14 protein-coding genes are annotated in these 17507 nt (G+C 71.4%); 7 read left to right on the top strand and 7 right to left on the bottom strand.

Annotated features, from left to right (window positions below; all coding sequences use genetic code 11):
• Positions 1-46: 46 nt before the first annotated feature.
• On the bottom strand, positions 47-1168 hold the full coding sequence (locus tag ACZ6QQ_RS08650; RefSeq protein ID WP_465875255.1) for a glycoside hydrolase family 12 protein: 1122 nt from the start codon (positions 1166-1168) through the stop codon (positions 47-49).
• Between the two features lie 295 nt (positions 1169-1463).
• Positions 1464-2351 (bottom strand): IclR family transcriptional regulator, encoded by an 888-nt coding sequence (locus ACZ6QQ_RS08645; protein ID WP_465875253.1) that lies wholly within the window; start codon positions 2349-2351, stop codon positions 1464-1466.
• Between the two features lie 54 nt (positions 2352-2405).
• On the opposite strand from ACZ6QQ_RS08645, the gene eda reads away from it, so the two are divergent.
• From eda to ctaD, 4 genes are all read left to right on the top strand, one after another.
• The gene (gene eda / locus ACZ6QQ_RS08640; RefSeq protein WP_465875251.1) at positions 2406-3221 is read left to right on the top strand and encodes a bifunctional 4-hydroxy-2-oxoglutarate aldolase/2-dehydro-3-deoxy-phosphogluconate aldolase; all 816 of its coding nucleotides are present in this window, start codon (positions 2406-2408) and stop codon (positions 3219-3221) included.
• A 2-nt stretch (positions 3222-3223) separates the two neighbouring features.
• Complete coding sequence (locus ACZ6QQ_RS08635) at positions 3224-4321, top strand: sugar kinase (protein ID WP_465875249.1); 1098 nt, start codon at positions 3224-3226, stop codon at positions 4319-4321.
• Positions 4322-4438: 117 nt separating this feature from the next.
• Complete coding sequence (locus ACZ6QQ_RS08630) at positions 4439-5545, top strand: FAD-dependent monooxygenase (RefSeq protein WP_465875521.1); 1107 nt, start codon at positions 4439-4441, stop codon at positions 5543-5545.
• A 191-nt stretch (positions 5546-5736) separates the two neighbouring features.
• On the top strand, positions 5737-7494 hold the full coding sequence (ctaD, locus tag ACZ6QQ_RS08625; protein ID WP_465875248.1) for an aa3-type cytochrome oxidase subunit I: 1758 nt from the start codon (positions 5737-5739) through the stop codon (positions 7492-7494).
• Positions 7495-7667: 173 nt separating this feature from the next.
• On the opposite strand, the gene ACZ6QQ_RS08620 is transcribed toward ctaD, so the two are convergent.
• Genes ACZ6QQ_RS08620 through ACZ6QQ_RS08605 form a run of 4 tightly spaced genes read right to left on the bottom strand, consistent with a single transcriptional unit; the run spans position 7668 to position 13593 of the window.
• Entirely contained in the window at positions 7668-8894 is a 1227-nt protein-coding gene (locus tag ACZ6QQ_RS08620) for an MFS transporter (protein ID WP_465875520.1), read from the bottom strand.
• A gap of 53 nt (positions 8895-8947) precedes the next feature.
• Positions 8948-9529 (bottom strand): isochorismatase family protein, encoded by a 582-nt coding sequence (locus ACZ6QQ_RS08615; RefSeq protein WP_465875246.1) that lies wholly within the window; start codon positions 9527-9529, stop codon positions 8948-8950.
• 30 nt (positions 9530-9559) lie between these two features.
• A complete protein-coding gene (locus tag ACZ6QQ_RS08610) occupies positions 9560-10846 on the bottom strand; it encodes a nicotinate phosphoribosyltransferase (protein WP_465875245.1) in 1287 nt (428 codons plus the stop codon).
• A 53-nt stretch (positions 10847-10899) separates the two neighbouring features.
• Positions 10900-13593: a helix-turn-helix transcriptional regulator gene (locus ACZ6QQ_RS08605; RefSeq protein WP_465875243.1), complete on the bottom strand. Its 2694-nt coding sequence runs from the start codon at positions 13591-13593 to the stop codon at positions 10900-10902.
• Positions 13594-13796: 203 nt separating this feature from the next.
• On the opposite strand from ACZ6QQ_RS08605, the gene ACZ6QQ_RS08600 reads away from it, so the two are divergent.
• The 3 genes from ACZ6QQ_RS08600 (at position 13797) to ACZ6QQ_RS08590 (ending at position 16443) form a co-directional block, all read left to right on the top strand.
• Positions 13797-15491 (top strand): P-loop NTPase family protein, encoded by a 1695-nt coding sequence (locus ACZ6QQ_RS08600; RefSeq protein ID WP_465875241.1) that lies wholly within the window; start codon positions 13797-13799, stop codon positions 15489-15491.
• A 103-nt stretch (positions 15492-15594) separates the two neighbouring features.
• A complete protein-coding gene (gene clpS, locus ACZ6QQ_RS08595; RefSeq protein ID WP_465875239.1) occupies positions 15595-15885 on the top strand; it encodes an ATP-dependent Clp protease adapter ClpS in 291 nt (96 codons plus the stop codon).
• 63 nt (positions 15886-15948) lie between these two features.
• Positions 15949-16443: a DUF2017 domain-containing protein gene (locus ACZ6QQ_RS08590; protein ID WP_465875519.1), complete on the top strand. Its 495-nt coding sequence runs from the start codon at positions 15949-15951 to the stop codon at positions 16441-16443.
• A gap of 102 nt (positions 16444-16545) precedes the next feature.
• Here ACZ6QQ_RS08590 and ACZ6QQ_RS08585 read toward each other — a convergent pair whose 3' ends face one another.
• Positions 16546-17409 (bottom strand): aldo/keto reductase, encoded by an 864-nt coding sequence (locus tag ACZ6QQ_RS08585; protein ID WP_465875238.1) that lies wholly within the window; start codon positions 17407-17409, stop codon positions 16546-16548.
• Between the last annotated feature and the right edge of the window lie 98 nt (positions 17410-17507).

The following is a 17507-nucleotide window of genomic DNA, read 5'->3' as shown; positions in this document are numbered from 1 at the left end:
TCGCGTACGTGTCCCGGGCGACCAGGGGCCGGTGGTCCGTTCAGTGTCAGGCGCGGGTGCAGGCCGTGCCGTTCAGGGTGAACGTGGTCGGCGCGGTGTAGCCGCCGCCGTGGGTGCCCTGGTAGCCGAAGGCGACCGTGGCACCGGGGGCGATGGTGCCGTTGTGGCCGATATTCCGGGCGGTGACCGCTGAACCGCTCTGTGTCACGGTGGCGTTCCAGGAGCTGGTCACCTGCTGTCCGGAGGGCAGGTTGTAGGCGAGCGTCCAGCCGTTGACCGGGCTGGACCCGGTGTTGGTGACACTGACGTCGGCGGTGAACCCGTTCGACCAGGCGTTCGAGGTGTAACCGACCCGGCAGCCACCCGTACCCGGGTTCGTCGGCGGCGTGGTCGGCGGGTTCGTCGGCGGGGTGCCGCTGTTGACGGCTGCGGCGAACGAGGTGACGCCGAGCCCGGCCCCGCCCTGCCACGGTTCGAAACCGGCCTGGATGCTGGTCAGGTACCAGGAGTTGGTGATCGCGCCCCGGTTACGCACGTCGTTGATGAAGTCGAGCACGCTGAAGTTCCAGGCGGTGATCGGCGACGGGGCGACGTACGAGATCACGTTGTTGCCGCCGTTGTTGCCGGTCCACACCTCCCAGCTGCGCCCACCGACGGTCGCACTGCCGGTACGCGATCCGATCGGCTGGATCGAGCCCTGCCGGTTGAACCAGATCATGATCTCCATCTGGTTCACGCCGGTGGTCTTCGGTGTCGGATCCAGCCAGATGTCGTACGACGCGTTGTACGTCGCGCCGCTGACGTACGTGTAGTTGATGCTGCTGGTGGCGCTGCTGATCCGGCTGACCTGGATCGGCAGGTTGGTGCCCGGGGAGCAGTTGCCGTAGTGGCAGCCGAGATAGACCGACGGGTACGACACCGGGGCGCCGTTGGTCGGTGCCGAGCCCTGCTGGCTCAGTACCGAGAAGCCGGTCGAGGTGACGTTGATGCACTGCTGGGCGGTGGTGCCCCAGCGGTTGTTCTGGACCACGTAGCGGCTCTGGATGGTGGTGCTGCCGTACTGCTCGCAGATCTGGGTGTCGGCCTGGGCGGGGCCGGCGACCACGATGGCGACGAGCGAACCCGCGGCGAGCAGGCCGGTCGCCGCGATGGCGCGGACGGTTCTCATGGAAGCTCCTTGGACGGTGGGTGGCCGTGGAGTGTGTCCCAACTGCCGTGCACTCCCCGCCAAAAGCGCCGGGAGCGCTCCCATCATCACCCAACACATTCACCCCCGTCAAAGCCTCACCCGCCCACCACCCCCCACCACCCCCCACCGCGCCTTCCCGCGTCCCCGTTGATCTAGGGCAAATGGGGGTGATCGGAGATCGACAAGCCACCATCCGCCCTAGATCGACGGGGAGGGTTGGGGCGAGGGCGAGAGCGGGGGTGGGGGTGGGGGTGGGGGTGGGGGTGGGGGTGGGTTAGAGGGTGGGGAGGAGGGGGCGGGCGGCTCGGATCTGGGTGAGGGTGGTGGTGAGGGCGGTGACGATTCGCGGTTCGCTGGTGGCGTCCAGACGGGTGGTCGGGATGGAGAGGCTGATCGCGTCGGTGGCGGGGGCCTGGAGCGGTACGGCCATCGCGAAGCAGACGATGCCGTCGGTGTTCTCCTCCCGGTCCACCGCGTACCCACGGGCCCGGATGGTCGCCAGCTCGTCGTGCAGCGCGTCCGGATCGATGATGGTCTGCCGGGTCAGCGCCGCGAGCGGCCAGTGCAGCAGCCGGTCGACCGCCTCGTCGGCCCGCTCGGCGAGCAGCACCTTGCCCAGCGCGGTGGCGTGCGCCGGCAGGTGTCGACCGATCGCGCTGTAGAGCCGCAGCGGGTGCACCGACTCGCGCTTGGCCAGGTAGACCACGTGCGGCCCGTCGAGCCGGCCGAGGTGCACCGTCTCGCCGAACTCGGCGGCGAGCTGGTCGAGGACCCCGCTGAGCAGTCCGGTGACGGTGTCCGTCTCCAGGTAGGCGGCGCCCACCTGAAGGGCGCGTACGCCCAGCCCGAACCGGGTGCCGGTGACGTCCGCCTCGACCCAGCCGCGCTGGATCATCGTGCGCAGGATGCCGTGCAGGCTGCTCTTCGGAATGCTCAGCGCGCGGGCCAGGTCGCCGAGCGAGCGCGGGCCGGAGCCGTCGGCCAGCGCCTCCAGCACGTCCAGGGTCCGCCCGGCCGACTTCACCGGCTGGAAAGCCTCGCCCCTGGCCACCTCACCCCCGGCTGTCTCGGCCCTGGCTGTCTCGGCCCCGGCTGTCTCGGCCCGGGGGGTCTCACCTCCGGGCGCGTCGATGTCGCTGGTCGCGTCGGCGGTGCTCGTCATGGCGGCCACTCTAGACCGCTTGACACCCGCAACGGCCACAGTAGGGTCACGTATGTGACTAGCGTTCATCATTCTGAACAATCATCGGACCCGGCGAGGAGCACGGCGACGCCTGCTGGCGGTGCCGACGGGCGGCACTCGGTCCCGTCGGCCATCGCGGCCGGGCGGATCCTGCCCGTGGTGGTGCTCGAAGACGCCGCGGCGGCCGTCCCGCTCGCCGCCGCGCTGACCGCCGGTGGCCTGCACACCGTCGAGGTGACCTTCCGCACCGACGCCGCCGCCGAGGCAATCGCGCTCATGTCCGAGCGGCCGGACCTGCTGGTCGGCGCCGGCACCGTACTCACCCCGGCGCAGGTCGACCGGGCGGTCGAGGCGGGGGCCCGGTTCGTGGTCAGCCCCGGCTTCGGGCCCGCCGTGGTCCGGCACTGCCAGGAACTGGGCGTACCGGTGTTCCCCGGTGCGGCCACCGCGACCGAGATCCAGTTCGCGCTCGACGCCGGGCTGGACACGGTGAAGTTCTTTCCGGCCGAGCAGCTCGGCGGGCTGAACATGATCAAGGCGCTGGCCGCGCCGTTCCGCTCGGTCCGGTTCATTCCGACCGGCGGGGTGAACACCACCAACCTGCCCGACTACCTCGCCCACCCGGCGGTGCTCGCGGTCGGCGGGACCTGGATGGTCGCCCCGGCCCTGCTCGCCGCCGGCCGCTGGGACGAGGTCACCCGGCTGACCGCCGCCGCCGTCACCGCCGCCCGCGCCGCCACCGCCGGTAGCGACGGGGCGCACGCCATCGCCACTGCCGGTAGCCCCGGCACGAAGGGCGCCGCCACCGCACAGGCCGCCGCCGGCACCGCCACCGGGAGTCAGGTGTGAGTGTGATCGAGCTTCGTCCCGCCGACCGGTGCCGCTACGACCTGGTGTCGCTCGGCGAGATCATGCTGCGACTCGACCCCGGTGAGGGACGGGTGCGCACCGCCCGAAACTTCCGCGCCTGGGAGGGCGGCGGGGAGTACAACGTCGCCCGGGGGCTGCGCCGCTGCTTCGGACTGCGTACCGCCGTGGTCACCGCGTTCGCCGACAACGAGGTCGGCCGGCTGCTGGAGGACCTGGTCCTGACCGGCGGCGTGGACACCGCACTGATCAAGTGGATGCCGTACGACGGGATCGGGCGCACCGTCCGCAACGGACTCAACTTCACCGAGCGGGGCTTCGGCGTACGCGGCGCGGTCGGCACCTCGGACCGGGGCCACACCGCCGCCAGCCAACTCCGTGCCGACGACGTCGACTGGGACCACCTCTTCGGCACGCTGGGCGTGCGCTGGCTGCACACCGGCGGCATCTACGCCGCCCTCTCCGAGACCACCCCGGAGACCATCGAGGCGGCGATGTCCGCCGCGCGCCGGCACGGGACGGTCATCTCGTACGACCTCAACTACCGGCCCAGCCTCTGGCAGGCGGTCGGCGGGCAGGCGCGGGCCCAGGAGGTCAACCGCCGGCTGGCCCGGTACGTCGACGTGATGATCGGCAACGAGGAGGACTTCACCGCGTCGCTCGGCTTCGAGGTGCCCGGCACCGACGAGTCCCTGGCCGACCTGGACGCGGCGAACTTCCGCCGCATGATCGAGGCGGTGACCAAGGAGTACGCCAACTTCCGGGTGGTCGCCACCACCCTGCGTACGGTGCGTAGCGCCACGGTCAACGACTGGGGTGCGGTGGCCTGGTCCGCCGACTCGGGATTCGTCGAGGCGACCCACCGGGCGGGCCTGGAGATCCTGGACCGGGTCGGCGGCGGTGACAGCTTCGCCTCGGGTCTGGTCTACGGGCTGATGGAGCACGGTGACCTCGCCCTCGCGGTCGAGTACGGCGCCGCGCACGGCGCCCTGGCCATGACCACCCCCGGTGACACCTCGATGGCCAGTCGGAAGGAGGTGGAGGCCCTGATGAGGGGTGCCGGAGCGCGGGTGCAGCGCTGATAATCGAAAGCGGGGAGGGCCGGAGCGCCACCCGCGTGGTGCTATCGGTGAGCGGTCGCGCGGAGTAGCGTCTTGGCTTCAACGCGTGCCGAGACCCCTCCCGGAGGCGTCACCAACATGCTCGGTTCCACCCTGCGCATCCTCATCGTCGGCGGAGGCATTGCCGGTCTGGCGACTGCCCGTGCCCTCCGGCTCGCCGGTTTCCGACCGGAGGTGACCGAGTGGCAGTCCGCGCCGATGTCCATCGCGGGCGGCATCTACCTGCAGGGTAATGCCGCCCGCGTACTGCGTGAGCTGGGACTGGACAGCCCGGTCCGGCCACTGGGCCAGGTGATCGGGCGGCAGCGGTTTCTCGACGTGCGCGGGCGACGGCTGTGCGAGGTCGACCTCGGCCTGCTCTGGGCCGGGGTGGGGGAGTGCCGGGCGCTGCCCCGCGCCGAACTGCACCAGGTTCTGCTGACCGCCGCCGGTGGCGAGGTCCGGTACGCCACCGGGATCAGCTCGCTGGATCTGTCCCGGGACGCCGTCACGGTCACCTTCGACGACGGCCGCCACGGCGAGTACGACCTGGTGATCGGGGCCGATGGCCGGCACTCGACGGTGCGGAGGATGGCCGCGCTCGGCGGTCCGGCCCGGCCGGTCGGCCAGGTCGTCTACCGCAGCGTGGTGACCGGTGGCCCCCGGGTCACCGACTGGACCGGGCTGCTCGGCCACCACTCCGCGTTCGTGGTGGTGCCGATGGGCGCCGGTCGGCTGCACTGCTACGCCGACGAGACCTGCGCCGAGATGCCGGACGACCCGGTGGCCCGACTGCGGGAACGCTTCGCCGAGTACGGCGGCCCGGTGCCGGCCGTGCTCGACGCGATCCGCTCGGTGCGGGTCGGGATGAGCGACGAGGTCGAGTTGGGACGCTGGTCGCGCGGGCGGGTGCTGCTGGTCGGTGACGCCGCTCACGCCACCGCGCCGACCCTGGCCCAGGGTGCCGCGATGGCAATGGAGGACGCCCTGGTGCTGGCCCGTGCACTCACCGTGGCGGAGACCGTGACCGAGGCGCTGGACCGGTACGAGAGTCGTCGGCGCCCCCGTACGAAATGGGTGCTGGACCGGACCCGCGACCGGGACCGGACCAGGGACGTGCCGCCGCCGCTGCGCGATCCGTTGCTGCGCGGACGCGGCGCCCGGATCTTTGCCGAGCACTACCGGTTACTACTCGATCAGGCGTAACCGCGTACCGCGACGTCGGCCGAACGGCGGACGCCGGTGGACCACCCCGACGGCGCGTCCGGCCACCCGGCGCCGGAGCCGCCGCTGCTGGGGACTATTCTCGCCTCCGAGATACGGCCAACAGAGAATCAACAGCGCGTGCGGATCAGATCTGTGGGCGCAGTGGGACTAACGAGAACCGGAGGCCACTCGTGACCACCGTCGCACCGAAGCCGATCGTGACCCGGCCCTGGCCGGTCCGCCAGCCGGTAAAGGGTTCGGCCATCGCGCGGCTGCTGCGTACGACGGACGCGAAGCAGATCGGGATCATGTACATGATCACGGCTTTCGCGTTCTTCATGATCGGCGGCCTGATGGCGCTGCTCATGCGCGCCGAGCTGGCCCGGCCGGGCCTGCAGTTCCTGTCGGCCGAGCAGTACAACCAGCTCTTCACCATGCACGGCACGATCATGCTGCTGTTCTTCGCGACGCCGATCGTGTTCGCGTTCGCGAACTACGTGGTGCCGTTGCAGATCGGCGCACCGGACGTGTCGTTCCCCCGGTTGAACAGCTTCGCCTACTGGCTCTACCTGTTCGGCGGAACGATGGCGCTCGGCGGCTTCGTGAGCCCCGGCGGCGCGGCCGACTTCGGCTGGTTCGCCTACGCGCCGCTGAGCAGTGTGGAGAACTCGCCGGGTGTCGGCGCCAACCTGTGGATCGTCGGTCTGGCCGTCTCCGGTCTGGGCACCATCCTCGGTGGCGTGAACATGATCACCACGATCCTCACGCTGCGTGCCCCCGGCATGACGATGTTCCGGATGTCGATCTTCACCTGGGCGATCCTGGTCACCAGCCTTCTGGTGATCATGGTCTTCCCGCTGCTGGCGGCGGCCCTGTTCGCGCTCGCCGCGGACCGGATCCTCGGCGCGCACGTCTTCGACGCGGCCACCGGTGGACCGATGCTCTGGCAGCATCTCTTCTGGTTCTTCGGCCATCCCGAGGTCTACATCGTCGCGCTGCCGTTCTTCGGCATCATCAGCGAGGTCATCCCGGTCTTCTCCCGCAAGCCGATGTTCGGCTACAAGGGCATGGTCGGCGCGATGATCGGCATCGCCGCGCTGTCGATGAGCGTCTGGGCGCACCACATGTTCGCCACCGGCCAGGTGCTGCTGCCGTTCTTCTCCTTCCTGAGCTTCCTCATCGCCGTACCGACCGGCATGAAGTTCTTCAACTGGATCGGCACCATGTGGCGGGGCCAGATCAGCTTCGAGGCGCCCATGCTCTGGGCGATCGGCTTCCTGGTCACGTTCCTCTTCGGCGGCCTCTCCGGCGTACTGCTGGCCAGCCCGCCGGTCGACTTCCACGTCTCCGACACGTACTTCGTGGTGGCGCACTTCCACTACGTACTCTTCGGCACCATCGTGTTCGCCGTCTTCGCCGGCATCTACTTCTGGTTCCCGAAGATGTTCGGCCGGATGCTGGACGAGCGGCTGGCCAAGGTGCACTTCTGGCTCACCATGGTCGGCTTCCACACCACCTTCCTGGTGCAGCACTGGCTCGGCGCCGAGGGCATGCCCCGCCGGTACGCCGACTACCTGCCCGGAGACGGCTTCACCACGCTGAACACGATCTCCACGATCGGCGCGTTCATCACCGGTATCTCGACGTTGCCGTTCATCTACAACGTCTGGAAGTCGTACAAGACCGGACCGGTGGTCGAGGTCGACGACCCGTGGGGTCACGGCAACTCGCTGGAGTGGGCCACCAGTTCGCCGCCGCCGCTGCGCAACTTCGACCGGATGCCCCGGATCCGCTCCGAGCGGCCGGCATTCGACCTCAAGTTCCCGGAGCTGGCCGCCGGCCACTCCCTGGCCGGTCCCCCCGAGGGCGGTGCCAAGCCCCTGACCAGCGAGTCCGACGGCGGCGCCAGCTACCAGGAGGACACCGCCACCAACGTCGACCGCCACTGACACACCGCACGAACGCCGAAGGGCGCCGCACCCCCAACAGGGTCCGGCGCCCTTCCGCGTGTCCCCCCACCCGCCCCCGCTGGGCGGGGAGAGGCCCGCAGATTCACTGAATGAGTGGGAATCCGAGGCGCGATTACCACTCATTCAGTGAAAGTGTGCGGATCTTGGAGGGGTTAAGGGGTGAGGGCGGGGGTGGGGACCGGGGGGTGGGACGGGCGGCGGCGGTGTAGGTGTAGGGGGAGGACGGTCAGGGCGATCAGCGCGCCGAGCAGGCCGGTCGCGGCGAAACCCCAGACCGGGGACGACGCGTCGATCACCGCACCGGCCAGCGGGGCGCCGAGCGCCACCCCGACGGTGATCGCCGAGCCGTGCAGGCCCATCGCCTCGCCCCGTACGCTCGCCGGGGCCAGCCGGCTGACCGCGTCCGCGGTGGCGGCCAGGGTCGGCGCGCAGAGTGCACCGGCCGGCAGCAGGAGGAGGCTGAGCAGCCACCACCGGCTGCCGCCGAGCCCGACCGGAATCGTGGCCAGACCCAGCAGGACGGTCAGCAGCAGGGGCGACACCGAGCGCGACAGCGCCCCGTACGCGAAGCCGCCGACCAACGAGTACGCGGCCCACACCGAGAGCACCGCACCGGTCCAGCCGACCTGGCCGTGCTCGCGCAGGATCGCCACCACGGAAACGTCCGTACCGCCGAGCACCAGTGTGCCGGCCGAACTGAGCGCGAGCAGCCCGACCAGGCGTCCGGTGAGCCACTCCCGCCGAGCGATCCGCACGGGTGGCGCGGTCGCCTCCTGCGCCGTGCGGGTCGGCGGGTCGAGCAGGAACAGGGTCACCCCGGACAGGACCATGCCGGCACCGATGGTGTAAATCGCGACCTCGGGCGACACGACGGTGGCCAGGAGCACGGCCAGCGCCGGCCCGGTCATGAAGGACACCTCGACCGACATCGAGTCCAGCGCGTACGCCTGCCGCCGCTGCGGCGGCGCGACCAGCGCCGCGATCGACTGCCGGACCACGGAGAAGACGGGAAGCGTGAGCAGACCGCCGAAGAGGACCGAGCCGAGCAGGACCGGGTAGGACAGGCTCGGCGCGGCGACCCAGAAGACCGCCGACGCGACCGTGGTGAGCAGCAGCACCGGCCGCAGGCCGCGCCGGTCGACCAACCGCCCCAGCATGGGTGCGCCCAGCGCCGAGCCGACCGTCATGACACCGCCGGCCGCCCCGGCGGCGGCGTAGCCGTGACCCAGGCCGACGACATGCAGCGTCAGCACCACGGCCGAGGCCGCCATCGGCACCCTGGCCAGGATCGACACCAGTAGCAGCGGCCTCAGTCCGGGCAGCGCGAGCACACTGCGGTAAGGCTTCAAATCCAGCACGGTCCGTACCTCCCGGACCATCTTGGCCCAGGGGCCGGACCCCGGCGCCACCGGGTTTCGGCCGAACGCCCCGCTCAGCTGCCCTGGAGCACCGGTTCACCCCGGAGGGTGATCCCCGCCTCGTCCAGCTCGACCAGCGTCGCCCGCGTGGTCTGCCGGCCCACCCCGGCGGTCAGGTCGAGCAGAACCGTGGTGGCGAAACCCTCCCGGGCGGCGTCGAGCGCGGTCGCCCGGACGCAGTGGTCGGTGGCGATGCCGACCACGTCGACCGCGTCGACATCGCGCCCGCGCAACCAGTCGGCCAGGCCCTCGCCGCTGTCGGACAAACCCTCGAACCCGGAGTACGCCGCCGCCTGTTCCCCCTTGCGGAAGACCTCCTCGATCGGGTCCGTACGCAGGTTCGGGTGGAAGTCCGCACCGGGCGTGCCGGCCACGCAGTGCTCCGGCCAGGAGTCCACGTAGTCCGCCGGCTCACCGAAGTGCGCGCCGGGATCCACGTGGTAGTCCTTGGTCGCCACGACGTGCTGCCACCGGTCCGGTTCGGACGCCAGGAGTTCGGAGATCCGTGCCGCGACCCCGGCGCCGCCACCGACGGCGAGCGAGCCGCCCTCGCAGAAGTCGTTCTGCACGTCGACGATGATCAGTGCTCTGCCCATCTGGCTCATGCCTTTCGCAACGGTCGCGGGTCAGCTCGTGGGAACCACGGTGACCGGGATGGTCGGGTCTCCGGCGGAGAGCTTGAGCCCCTCCCAGGGGATCGAGATGAGGCACTGCCGCAGATGCTCGCGGGACTCGACCAGGCCGGGCAGGTCCGCCGGCTCGCCCGCGATCACGTAACTGCGCTGGAGCAACCGGTCGTTGGGCCGGTGGTCGGGCACCCCCTGGGAGACCACGATCTCCTCGGTCGCCGTACCGGTCGGCTTGTGCCGGCGGATCGCGACCTTGCGGCCGCCGACGGTCGCCTTGTTCTCCGACCGCTTCACCACCGGTCGCCCGTCGACCTCGACCAGCTTGTAGACCAGCCCGGCGGTGGGCGCACCGGAGCCGGTGACCACCGCGGTACCGGCGCCGTACATGTCGACCGGTTCGGCGGCGAGCGCGGCGATGGCGTACTCGTCGAGGTCACCCGAGACGATGATCTTCGTTTCGGTGGCGCCGAGCGAGTCGAGCAGTTCCCGCGAGTGGTGCGCCAGCACCGACAGGTCACCCGAGTCGATCCGGATCGCCCGCAGGTCCGGGCCGGCGACCGCGATCGCGTTCCGGATGCCCTGCGCGATGTCGTAGGTGTCGACCAGCAGCGTCGTCCCCTTGCCCTGCGCCGCCACCTGGGAGGCGAACGCCGCCGCCTCGTCGTCGTGCAGCAGGGTGAAGGCGTGCGCGGCGGTGCCCGCCGTCGGGATGCCGTAGCGCCGGCCGGCGGCCAGGTTGGAGGTGAAGCCGAAACCGGCCAGGTACGCCGACCGGGCGGCGGCGACCGCCGCCTCCTCGTGCGCCCGCCGGGAACCCATCTCGATCACCGTACGGCCACGGGCGGCGGTCACCATCCGGGCCGCCGCGGCGGCGATCGCACAGTCGTGGTTGAGCACCGACAGGGCCAGCGTCTCCAGCACCACGCACTCGGCGAAGGTGCCGGAGACGGTCAGGATCGGCGAGCCGGGGAAGAACAGCTCACCCTCGGCGTACCCCTCGATGTCGCCGGTGAAGCGGAACCGGGACAGCCAGGCCGCGGTCTGCTCGTCGACCACCCCGGCCGAGCGCAGCCAGTCCACCTCGGCGGCGTCGAAGCGGAACTGCCGGATCAGCTCCACCAGACGGGCCGTGCCGGCGACCACGCCGTAACGCCGTCCGGTGGGCAGCCGGCGGGTGAACACCTCGAAGACGCACTGGCGGTCGGCGGTGCCGTCCTTGAGGGCGGCACTGACCATGGTCAGCTCGTAGTGGTCGGTCAGCAACGAGGAATGGGGATTGCTCACCGGTCCAGCCTAAGGGTGTGCTGTTTCGGGCGGGACGGCATGACCACAGGCGTTCACCCAGTGGTCTTCCCGCCGTGGTCCGGCAACGCCCGCAACGCCGGCCAGAGTTCCCCGCGTCCGGTGACGCCGAGCTTGGTGTAGACCCGCTGGAGATGATTTTCCACCGTGCGGGTGGAGATGTAGAGCTGCTCCGCGATGTTGCGGCTCGGTACGCCACCGGCGGCCAGCCGGGCGATCTGCCGCTCCCGGTCGGTCAGGGCCGGCTGCTCGGCGGTGAGCGCCGGGGTGCGTACGACGTCGCAGCGCTCCAGCAGCGCGCTCAGCCGTACGGTCGCCTCGTGTGCCCGCGGCGACTTGGCCTCGCGGAGCCGGGCCACGGCCATAGCCGTCGCCTCGGCGGCGAACAGGGTCAGTTCCCGCTCGTCGAAGCCGTCCGCGACGGCCAGCAACTCGTCGCCGGAGCGGGCGGCCACGGCCCGCCCGTGCCGGGCCAGCAGCGGCGGCAGCGGACCCTCGACAACCTCGGTCAACTCGGTGAGCCGGTTCGCCACGGTCTGCCGGCGCCCTCCCCGGTTGGTACGGCCGATCTCCCGGTCGGCGCGGTCCAACCGGACCAGGTCGTGCAGGGCCAGCACCTCGTGCCCGGCGAGCCTGTGCTCGCGGAGCCGTTCGACCAGCTTTCCGAGGTGGGCGGCGGCACCCTCGACGTTGCCGGTCGCCGCCAGCACCGCGGCCCGCGCCTGCTCCCGCCACGGGTAGAGGATCGCCATGCCGGGCGAGTGCCACTGGTCGGAGGCGGCCATCGACTCGGTCGCCAGGACGGTGTCGCCGCTCAGGGCTGCCGCGTGGGCCCGTTCGGCGTGCGCCAGACCGGCGAAGACCCGGCTGGTGGCGAGCACCGCGCAGGCGTCCGTGCTGCTCCGGAACGCCTCCCCGGTCCTGCCCCGCAGCCTGGCCGCCTGGGCACGCAGGATGGACAGGTAGCCGGAACCGAGCCGGAAGTCCCCGGCCACCGCCAGGTCGGCGAACTCGGCGGCCACGATCGCGTCGATGCCGTGCAGGTCACCGGCGAGCGCGAGCCGGGTGCCGCGCGCCAGTTCCAGGGCGAGTTGCAGGTACGGCATGTCGGTACGCCAGAGCGCGGACTCCGCCTCCACCCCGGCGACCGCCCGGCCGCTGTGCAGCAGTTCGCCCCGAGCCGCCTGGAGGTGCGCGATCGTGCACCGGGCCAGCCCACGGGCGGAGAGGGTGGCGGCCGGCCGGTCCAGCACGGCCCGGCTCAACCGCAGCGCCTCGGCGAAGTCGAGCTGGTGCAGGCGCATGATGGCCTCGAAGGCGCGTACCCGGGCGTGGGCCGGCGGGTCGGTGAGCTGGTCGGCGGCGGCCGCTATCTCCTTCACCGTCGACTGCTCGCTGAGCCCCCAGTAGGTCACCATCCCGCGTACGGTCAGCCACCGGCCCCGTTGTTCGTCGGAGTCGACCTGGTCGGCGGCGGCGTCGAGGACCGAGATCGCCTTCTCCGGCTGGTCGGTGAACATCAGGATGGTGGCGAGCAGTTCGGCGGCGTCGAACCCGCGCTCGGTGTCCAGTGCGGCCTGGGCCAGCCGGGCGGCGAGCGGGACGTCGAACCGGCCGAACGCCTGCCCGGCCGCGCTCATCAGCAGGCCGGCGTCCTGTGCGGTACGGGAGTCGAGCCGCCAGACCGCCAGCCGCAGCAGGTCGTCGCGGCGCTTGTTGCCGGCCTCTTGGAACAGGTCGGCGAGGATGCCCTTCAGTCGCCGGGCCCGGGTCGCCGGGCACTTCCTGCGGACCAGGTCGCCGTAGAGCGGATGGGCCAGCCGTACGTTGGTGCGGCGGTCGTCGGGCAGCAGGCGGATCAGGCCGCGTTCCAGGGCCGTGTCGACGTCGGCCTCGTCGGCCGCCTCCTGCAACAGCTTCAGCCCGATCGGCTCGCCGAAGGCGACCAGTTCGAGCACCCGGCGTACGCCCGGACTGAGCGCCCCGATCCGGGTGTCGATCAGGTCCTCCAGGCTCGGGGCCAGCTCCAGCGTGCCCTTCCGGGTCCAGGTCCAGGTACCGAACTCGCTCTCCACCAGCTCGTTGCTGGTCACCGCGGCGAGCACCAGCTCGCGCAGCATCAGTGCGTTGCCCTGGGCGTACCGGGAGAGTCGGTCGGCGGAGATGGGGTCGAGTTGGCCGCCGAGCATCTCGTCGAGCAGCTCGCGTGCCTCGGCCAGGCCCATCGGCGGCAGCTCGATGTGCTCGACCAGGTCATCCCTCCACAGTGCCCGGATCGACAGCGGGATCTCCTCGCCGCTGCGGACCGTGCAGAGCACCTTGGCGTTCTCGGCGTGCGCGATCAGGTAGACCAGCGCGGCCGAGGACTGGTCGAGCAGGTGGGCGTCGTCGATGGCGAGCACGATGGTCCGGCCGGCGGCCTGCTGGTGCAGCGCGTCGAGCGCCCAGCGCAGCACCCCGGCGGCGGAGAGTCCGGCCGGTTGGTCGGCGGGCAGCACCTGGGCCAGTCCGCCGAACGGCAGCCCGCTGGTGGCGATGTTCCCGGACGCCTTCCAGACCGCGAACTGGTCCGCCGGCAGGCGTTCGAGGGCCTCCCGGAGGAGTCTGCTCTTGCCGATCCCGACGTCGCCGCTGAAAATGAGGCCACGACCGCCTGCACTGGTGATGGCGGCGATCAGTCGGTCGAGTTCAGCCGTGCGGCCGACGAAGTTCCACAGAGGCATCGCCATCCACGCAGCATATCGATCTGACTCATTTCAGGTGCTACCCGCGACGCGCCGGAGTTGAGTATGGATGCGGTTGCCGATGAGTAGCAACGCTGCTCGCAGCGTGTGGACATCGACACGTAGCGTTCTCTTGTCCGGGGGTGAATGCCGGACTCGCACCTGTCCGGCGTGATCCGCCGGATCCCCGATGGTCAGGAGGCCGCCGCATGGAGTCCGGACCGCGCTACGACAGCACCGGTTCCGGCCCGGCCGACACCGCCGGCACCGCTCCCGGCCCTTCCGATGCCGGTTGCGTCCCGGTCCGTACGGTCGACGACTCCGCCGACGGCCGGGACCGGCCCACCGACGCGCCGGACCCGGCCGCGACGGGCCAGCGGTCCGGCACCGCGCCGGACCGCCCCGCACGGCCACGGGTCGACGAGGCACCGGTCGACCCGGCACCCGACGAACCGCTCGCGGTGGTCGCCGTCGGTCCCGCCGGAGCAGGCCGGGGCGCCGTCATCGCCGCCCTGCTCGGCGCCGACGAGGCCGACCTGCGAGTGCCGGAGGGCAGCTACCTGGTGGTACGCCACGGCCGCGAGGTCACCGGCGCGGCCTACGTGCCCGGCTACCGGGAACCGCACGGGTACGCCACCGGGCCCACCGGCGCCGGACCCGCCCTGGCCCGCCCGCCCCGCCGGGTCGAACTGACGCACCCCGAGCCGCTGCTGCGCCGCTTCGACCTGGTCGACACGCCGCACACCGGCGCCCTCGGTCTCGCCGGCATCCGGGTCCTGCTCGACGTGGTCGAGCGGTCCGGCGCACTGCTCTTCGTGATCTCCGCCGACCAGGCGTTGGGCCTGGCCGACCTGGACCTGCTCACCCAGGTCGCGCGCGGCGACGCGAAGGTCTTCTTCGCGGTGACCCCGGGCCCGGACGGTTGGTCGCCGGCCGGTGCCGACCCCGGATCGGACCCGCCGGACCCGGCCCACGACCTCGGGCCGGAGATCGGCTACCTGCTCGCCCCGACCGATGGCGACCCGACCGAGGTGGTCCTCGGCGCCCACCGGGCGGCCCTGCTGGCCGCCGTGCCGGCGCTGGCCGACGCGGTCTGGTTCGCCGTCGACCCGGAGCACGGGGACGCCGGCCCGTTGCCCGGTGCGCTGGCCGGCTGGGCGGACCGCGAGGCGATGCGACGGATAGCGGCGCATCCGCCGGTGCCCGCGAACGCGACCCGTACCGTGCGGGTCGCGCTGACCGAGCCCGACTCGGACTGGGCCGACTGGCTCGACCGCGAGGTGCACATCCGCGCCCACCGGCTCCGACAGCACCTCGCCCTCGAACTCGCCCACATCCACCTGCGGTGTGTGCAGGAACTCGTCTTCGGCGGCGGCTGCCGGGCCCTGCCGGCGGCGCTGGACCGGGAACTGCACGCGCTGTCGCTGCGCACGGTCGCCGAATCCGACGAGGGCGTGGACCGGATCCTGACCGAGACCCTCACCCGGGTCTTCGGTGAGGCACCCGACGAGGCCGTACGTCGGCGGGTCGCGGTCGCCGTACGGTGGGGCGTCGCCGAGGAGCGCGGCGGGCGCGAACTGGCCCGGGTGCTGCTCGTGACGAGCACCGGCGGGGTCGCCGCGGTCACCGGTGCGCGGGCGGTGTCGGCGCTGGCGGTGTACCCCGGTGAACTCGGCGGGCTGGTCCTGCCGCCGATCGGCGTCGGTCTCTCCGGCGGCTGCTACCAGCACTGGCGCAGTCCGGCGAACGCCGACACGCCCAAGGCCCGGTCCTGGCTGCAACGGGCCCTGCGCGAGGTCGAGCTGGAACTGGCCCGCGAGCTGAGCCGGCGGTTCGAGGCGGTCCAGGTGTCCCTGGGTGTGGTGCTCGGTGACGCCGTCGAACATGGCATCCTGCTCGCCTGAACCGCCGCCGATCCGGCGCCCGCGGCGACCCCCGCGCCAACTTCCGGACATCGGCGGCGTTCCGGTTCAACAGTTCCCGTGGGGCAGTGGCACGATGGAGGGCATGGCGGCTCCCCAGATAGCACCAGTCGAGACGCCGGACACCGAGGAGGTGCCGGTTTCCGACCGGGCCTGGGTCACCATCGTCTGGGACGACCCGGTGAACCTGATGTCGTACGTCACCTGGGTGCTGCAGAAACTCTTCGGCTACAGCCACGAGAAGGCCGAGCAGCTCATGCTCGACGTCCACCACAAGGGCCGCGCGGTGGTGTCCAGCGGCGCCCGTGAGCGGATGGAGCACGACGCGTCACAGTTGCACGCGTACGGACTGTGGGCGACAGTCGACCGGTCGTGAATAGTGGGCACCGGGCGATCGGATCGGCCGGGCGCACGAGGGCAGCGGGGAATCGGAGTGAGCATGTTCCGTCGGTACGGCGAACACTGCGTGGCCACGTTCGCCGCGGACGAGGTACGGGTGCTGCGCAAGGTCGCCGCCGAGGTGGTCGGCCTGCTCACCGACGGCTTCGACCATGACGACCCGGTGGTCGGTCGGCTCTTTCCGGACATCTATCCCGAGGACCCGGCCAACTCGGCCGAGTTCCGCCGCTACACCGAGGGCGACCTGAAGACCGGCAAGATCGATCAGGCCGGGGCGATCCTGGCCGGGCTGCCGCCGGAGTCCGGTGGTGAGGTACGTCTCGATCCCGAGGCGGCCGAGGCGTGGCTGCGGGCCCTCAACGACGCGCGGTTGGCGATGGGCGTACGGCTGGAGATCAAGGACGGCACCGACCTGGGTGACGAACTCGACCAGGCCATCCTCCAGGATCCGACGTCGAGCCGGGTGTTCCAGCTCTCCGTCTACGCCTACCTGGGCTACCTCCAGGAGTCCCTGCTCAACGCACTGGTCGACTGACCACTCGTCGACCGGCCACTCAGCGGGGCCGCGTCCGGACGGGCTGTCCGGACGCGCACGGGCCCCGGGCTGACAGCCGTGGCCCGTGCGCGCGAGCGGGGCTCAGCCGAAGGTGAGGGCGGCCAGTTCGTCGTCGTCCAGGGTCAGCGCCGAGGCGGCCACCGAGTCGAGGATCGACTCCGGCCGGCTCGCGCCGGGGATCGGGATGACCACCGGCGACTGGGCCAGGTGCCAGGCGAGGCAGATCTGCTGCGGGCTGACGCCCCGGGAGGCGGCGACGTCGGCGAACGGCTGGAACCGGCTGCCCAGTTCGGCCGCCTGGGCGATCCCACCCAGCGGTGCCCAGGGCAGGAACGCGATGCCCAGTTCGTCGCAGAGCAGCAGCTCCGGCTCGGAGCTGCGGAACGCGGGCGAGAACTGGTTCTGCACCGAGACCAGCCGCCCGCCGAGGATCTCCTGGGCCTGCCGGATCTGGTCCGGGTTGGCGTTGGAGATGCCGGCCATCTGGATCTTGCCCTCGTCCAGCAGGTCGCGCAGGGCACCGATGGAGTCGGCGTACGGGACCGACGGGTCGGGGCGGTGGTGCTGGTAGAGACCGATCGAGTCGACCCCGAGCCGCTTGAGCGACGCCTCACAGGCCGCCCGGATGTGCGCCGGGCTGCCGTCGGTCAGCCAGTTGCCGTCGCCCGGCCGGTACATCCCGCCCTTCGTGGCGACCAGTACGTCCGAGGTGTCGCCGCCGTAGCTGTCCAGGGCGCGGGCGATCAGTGACTCGTTGTGGCCGACCTCGTCGGCGTACAGGTGGTAGGCGTTGGCGGTGTCGATCAGGGTGACACCGGCGTCGAGCGCGGCGTGGATGGTCCGGATCGACCGGTTCTCGTCCTCCGGGCGGCCCTCGATCGACATCGGCATGCCACCGAGTCCGATCGCGCTCACCTCGACGGCACCGATACGGCGGTTCTTCATGTGCGGAGCCCTCCTTGGATCACATCTCGATGAACAGCTTCCCTCGTCGTGACCGGGTTAACCCGGTCGGGGGGTCCACGGGGTGAGGTGGCCCCGCC

Source organism: Micromonospora sp. NPDC049529 (assembly GCF_055586685.1).
The sequence above is the reverse complement of the archived record's forward strand: the minus strand, read 5'-3'. Positions and strand labels throughout refer to the sequence as shown.

Coding starts and splice junctions, on each gene's coding strand:
- ACZ6QQ_RS08630 (WP_465875521.1), top strand. CDS start 4,439: ATGCTCGGTTCCACCCTGCGCATCCTCATCGTCGGCGGAGGCATTGCC.
- ACZ6QQ_RS08645 (WP_465875253.1), bottom strand. CDS start 2,351: ATGACGAGCACCGCCGACGCGACCAGCGACATCGACGCGCCCGGAGGT.
- ACZ6QQ_RS08620 (WP_465875520.1), bottom strand. CDS start 8,894: ATGGTCCGGGAGGTACGGACCGTGCTGGATTTGAAGCCTTACCGCAGT.
- ACZ6QQ_RS08590 (WP_465875519.1), top strand. CDS start 15,949: ATGTTCCGTCGGTACGGCGAACACTGCGTGGCCACGTTCGCCGCGGAC.
- clpS (WP_465875239.1), top strand. CDS start 15,595: ATGGCGGCTCCCCAGATAGCACCAGTCGAGACGCCGGACACCGAGGAG.
- ACZ6QQ_RS08600 (WP_465875241.1), top strand. CDS start 13,797: ATGGAGTCCGGACCGCGCTACGACAGCACCGGTTCCGGCCCGGCCGAC.
- ACZ6QQ_RS08650 (WP_465875255.1), bottom strand. CDS start 1,168: ATGAGAACCGTCCGCGCCATCGCGGCGACCGGCCTGCTCGCCGCGGGT.
- ACZ6QQ_RS08605 (WP_465875243.1), bottom strand. CDS start 13,593: ATGGCGATGCCTCTGTGGAACTTCGTCGGCCGCACGGCTGAACTCGAC.
- ACZ6QQ_RS08585 (WP_465875238.1), bottom strand. CDS start 17,409: ATGAAGAACCGCCGTATCGGTGCCGTCGAGGTGAGCGCGATCGGACTC.
- ACZ6QQ_RS08615 (WP_465875246.1), bottom strand. CDS start 9,529: ATGGGCAGAGCACTGATCATCGTCGACGTGCAGAACGACTTCTGCGAG.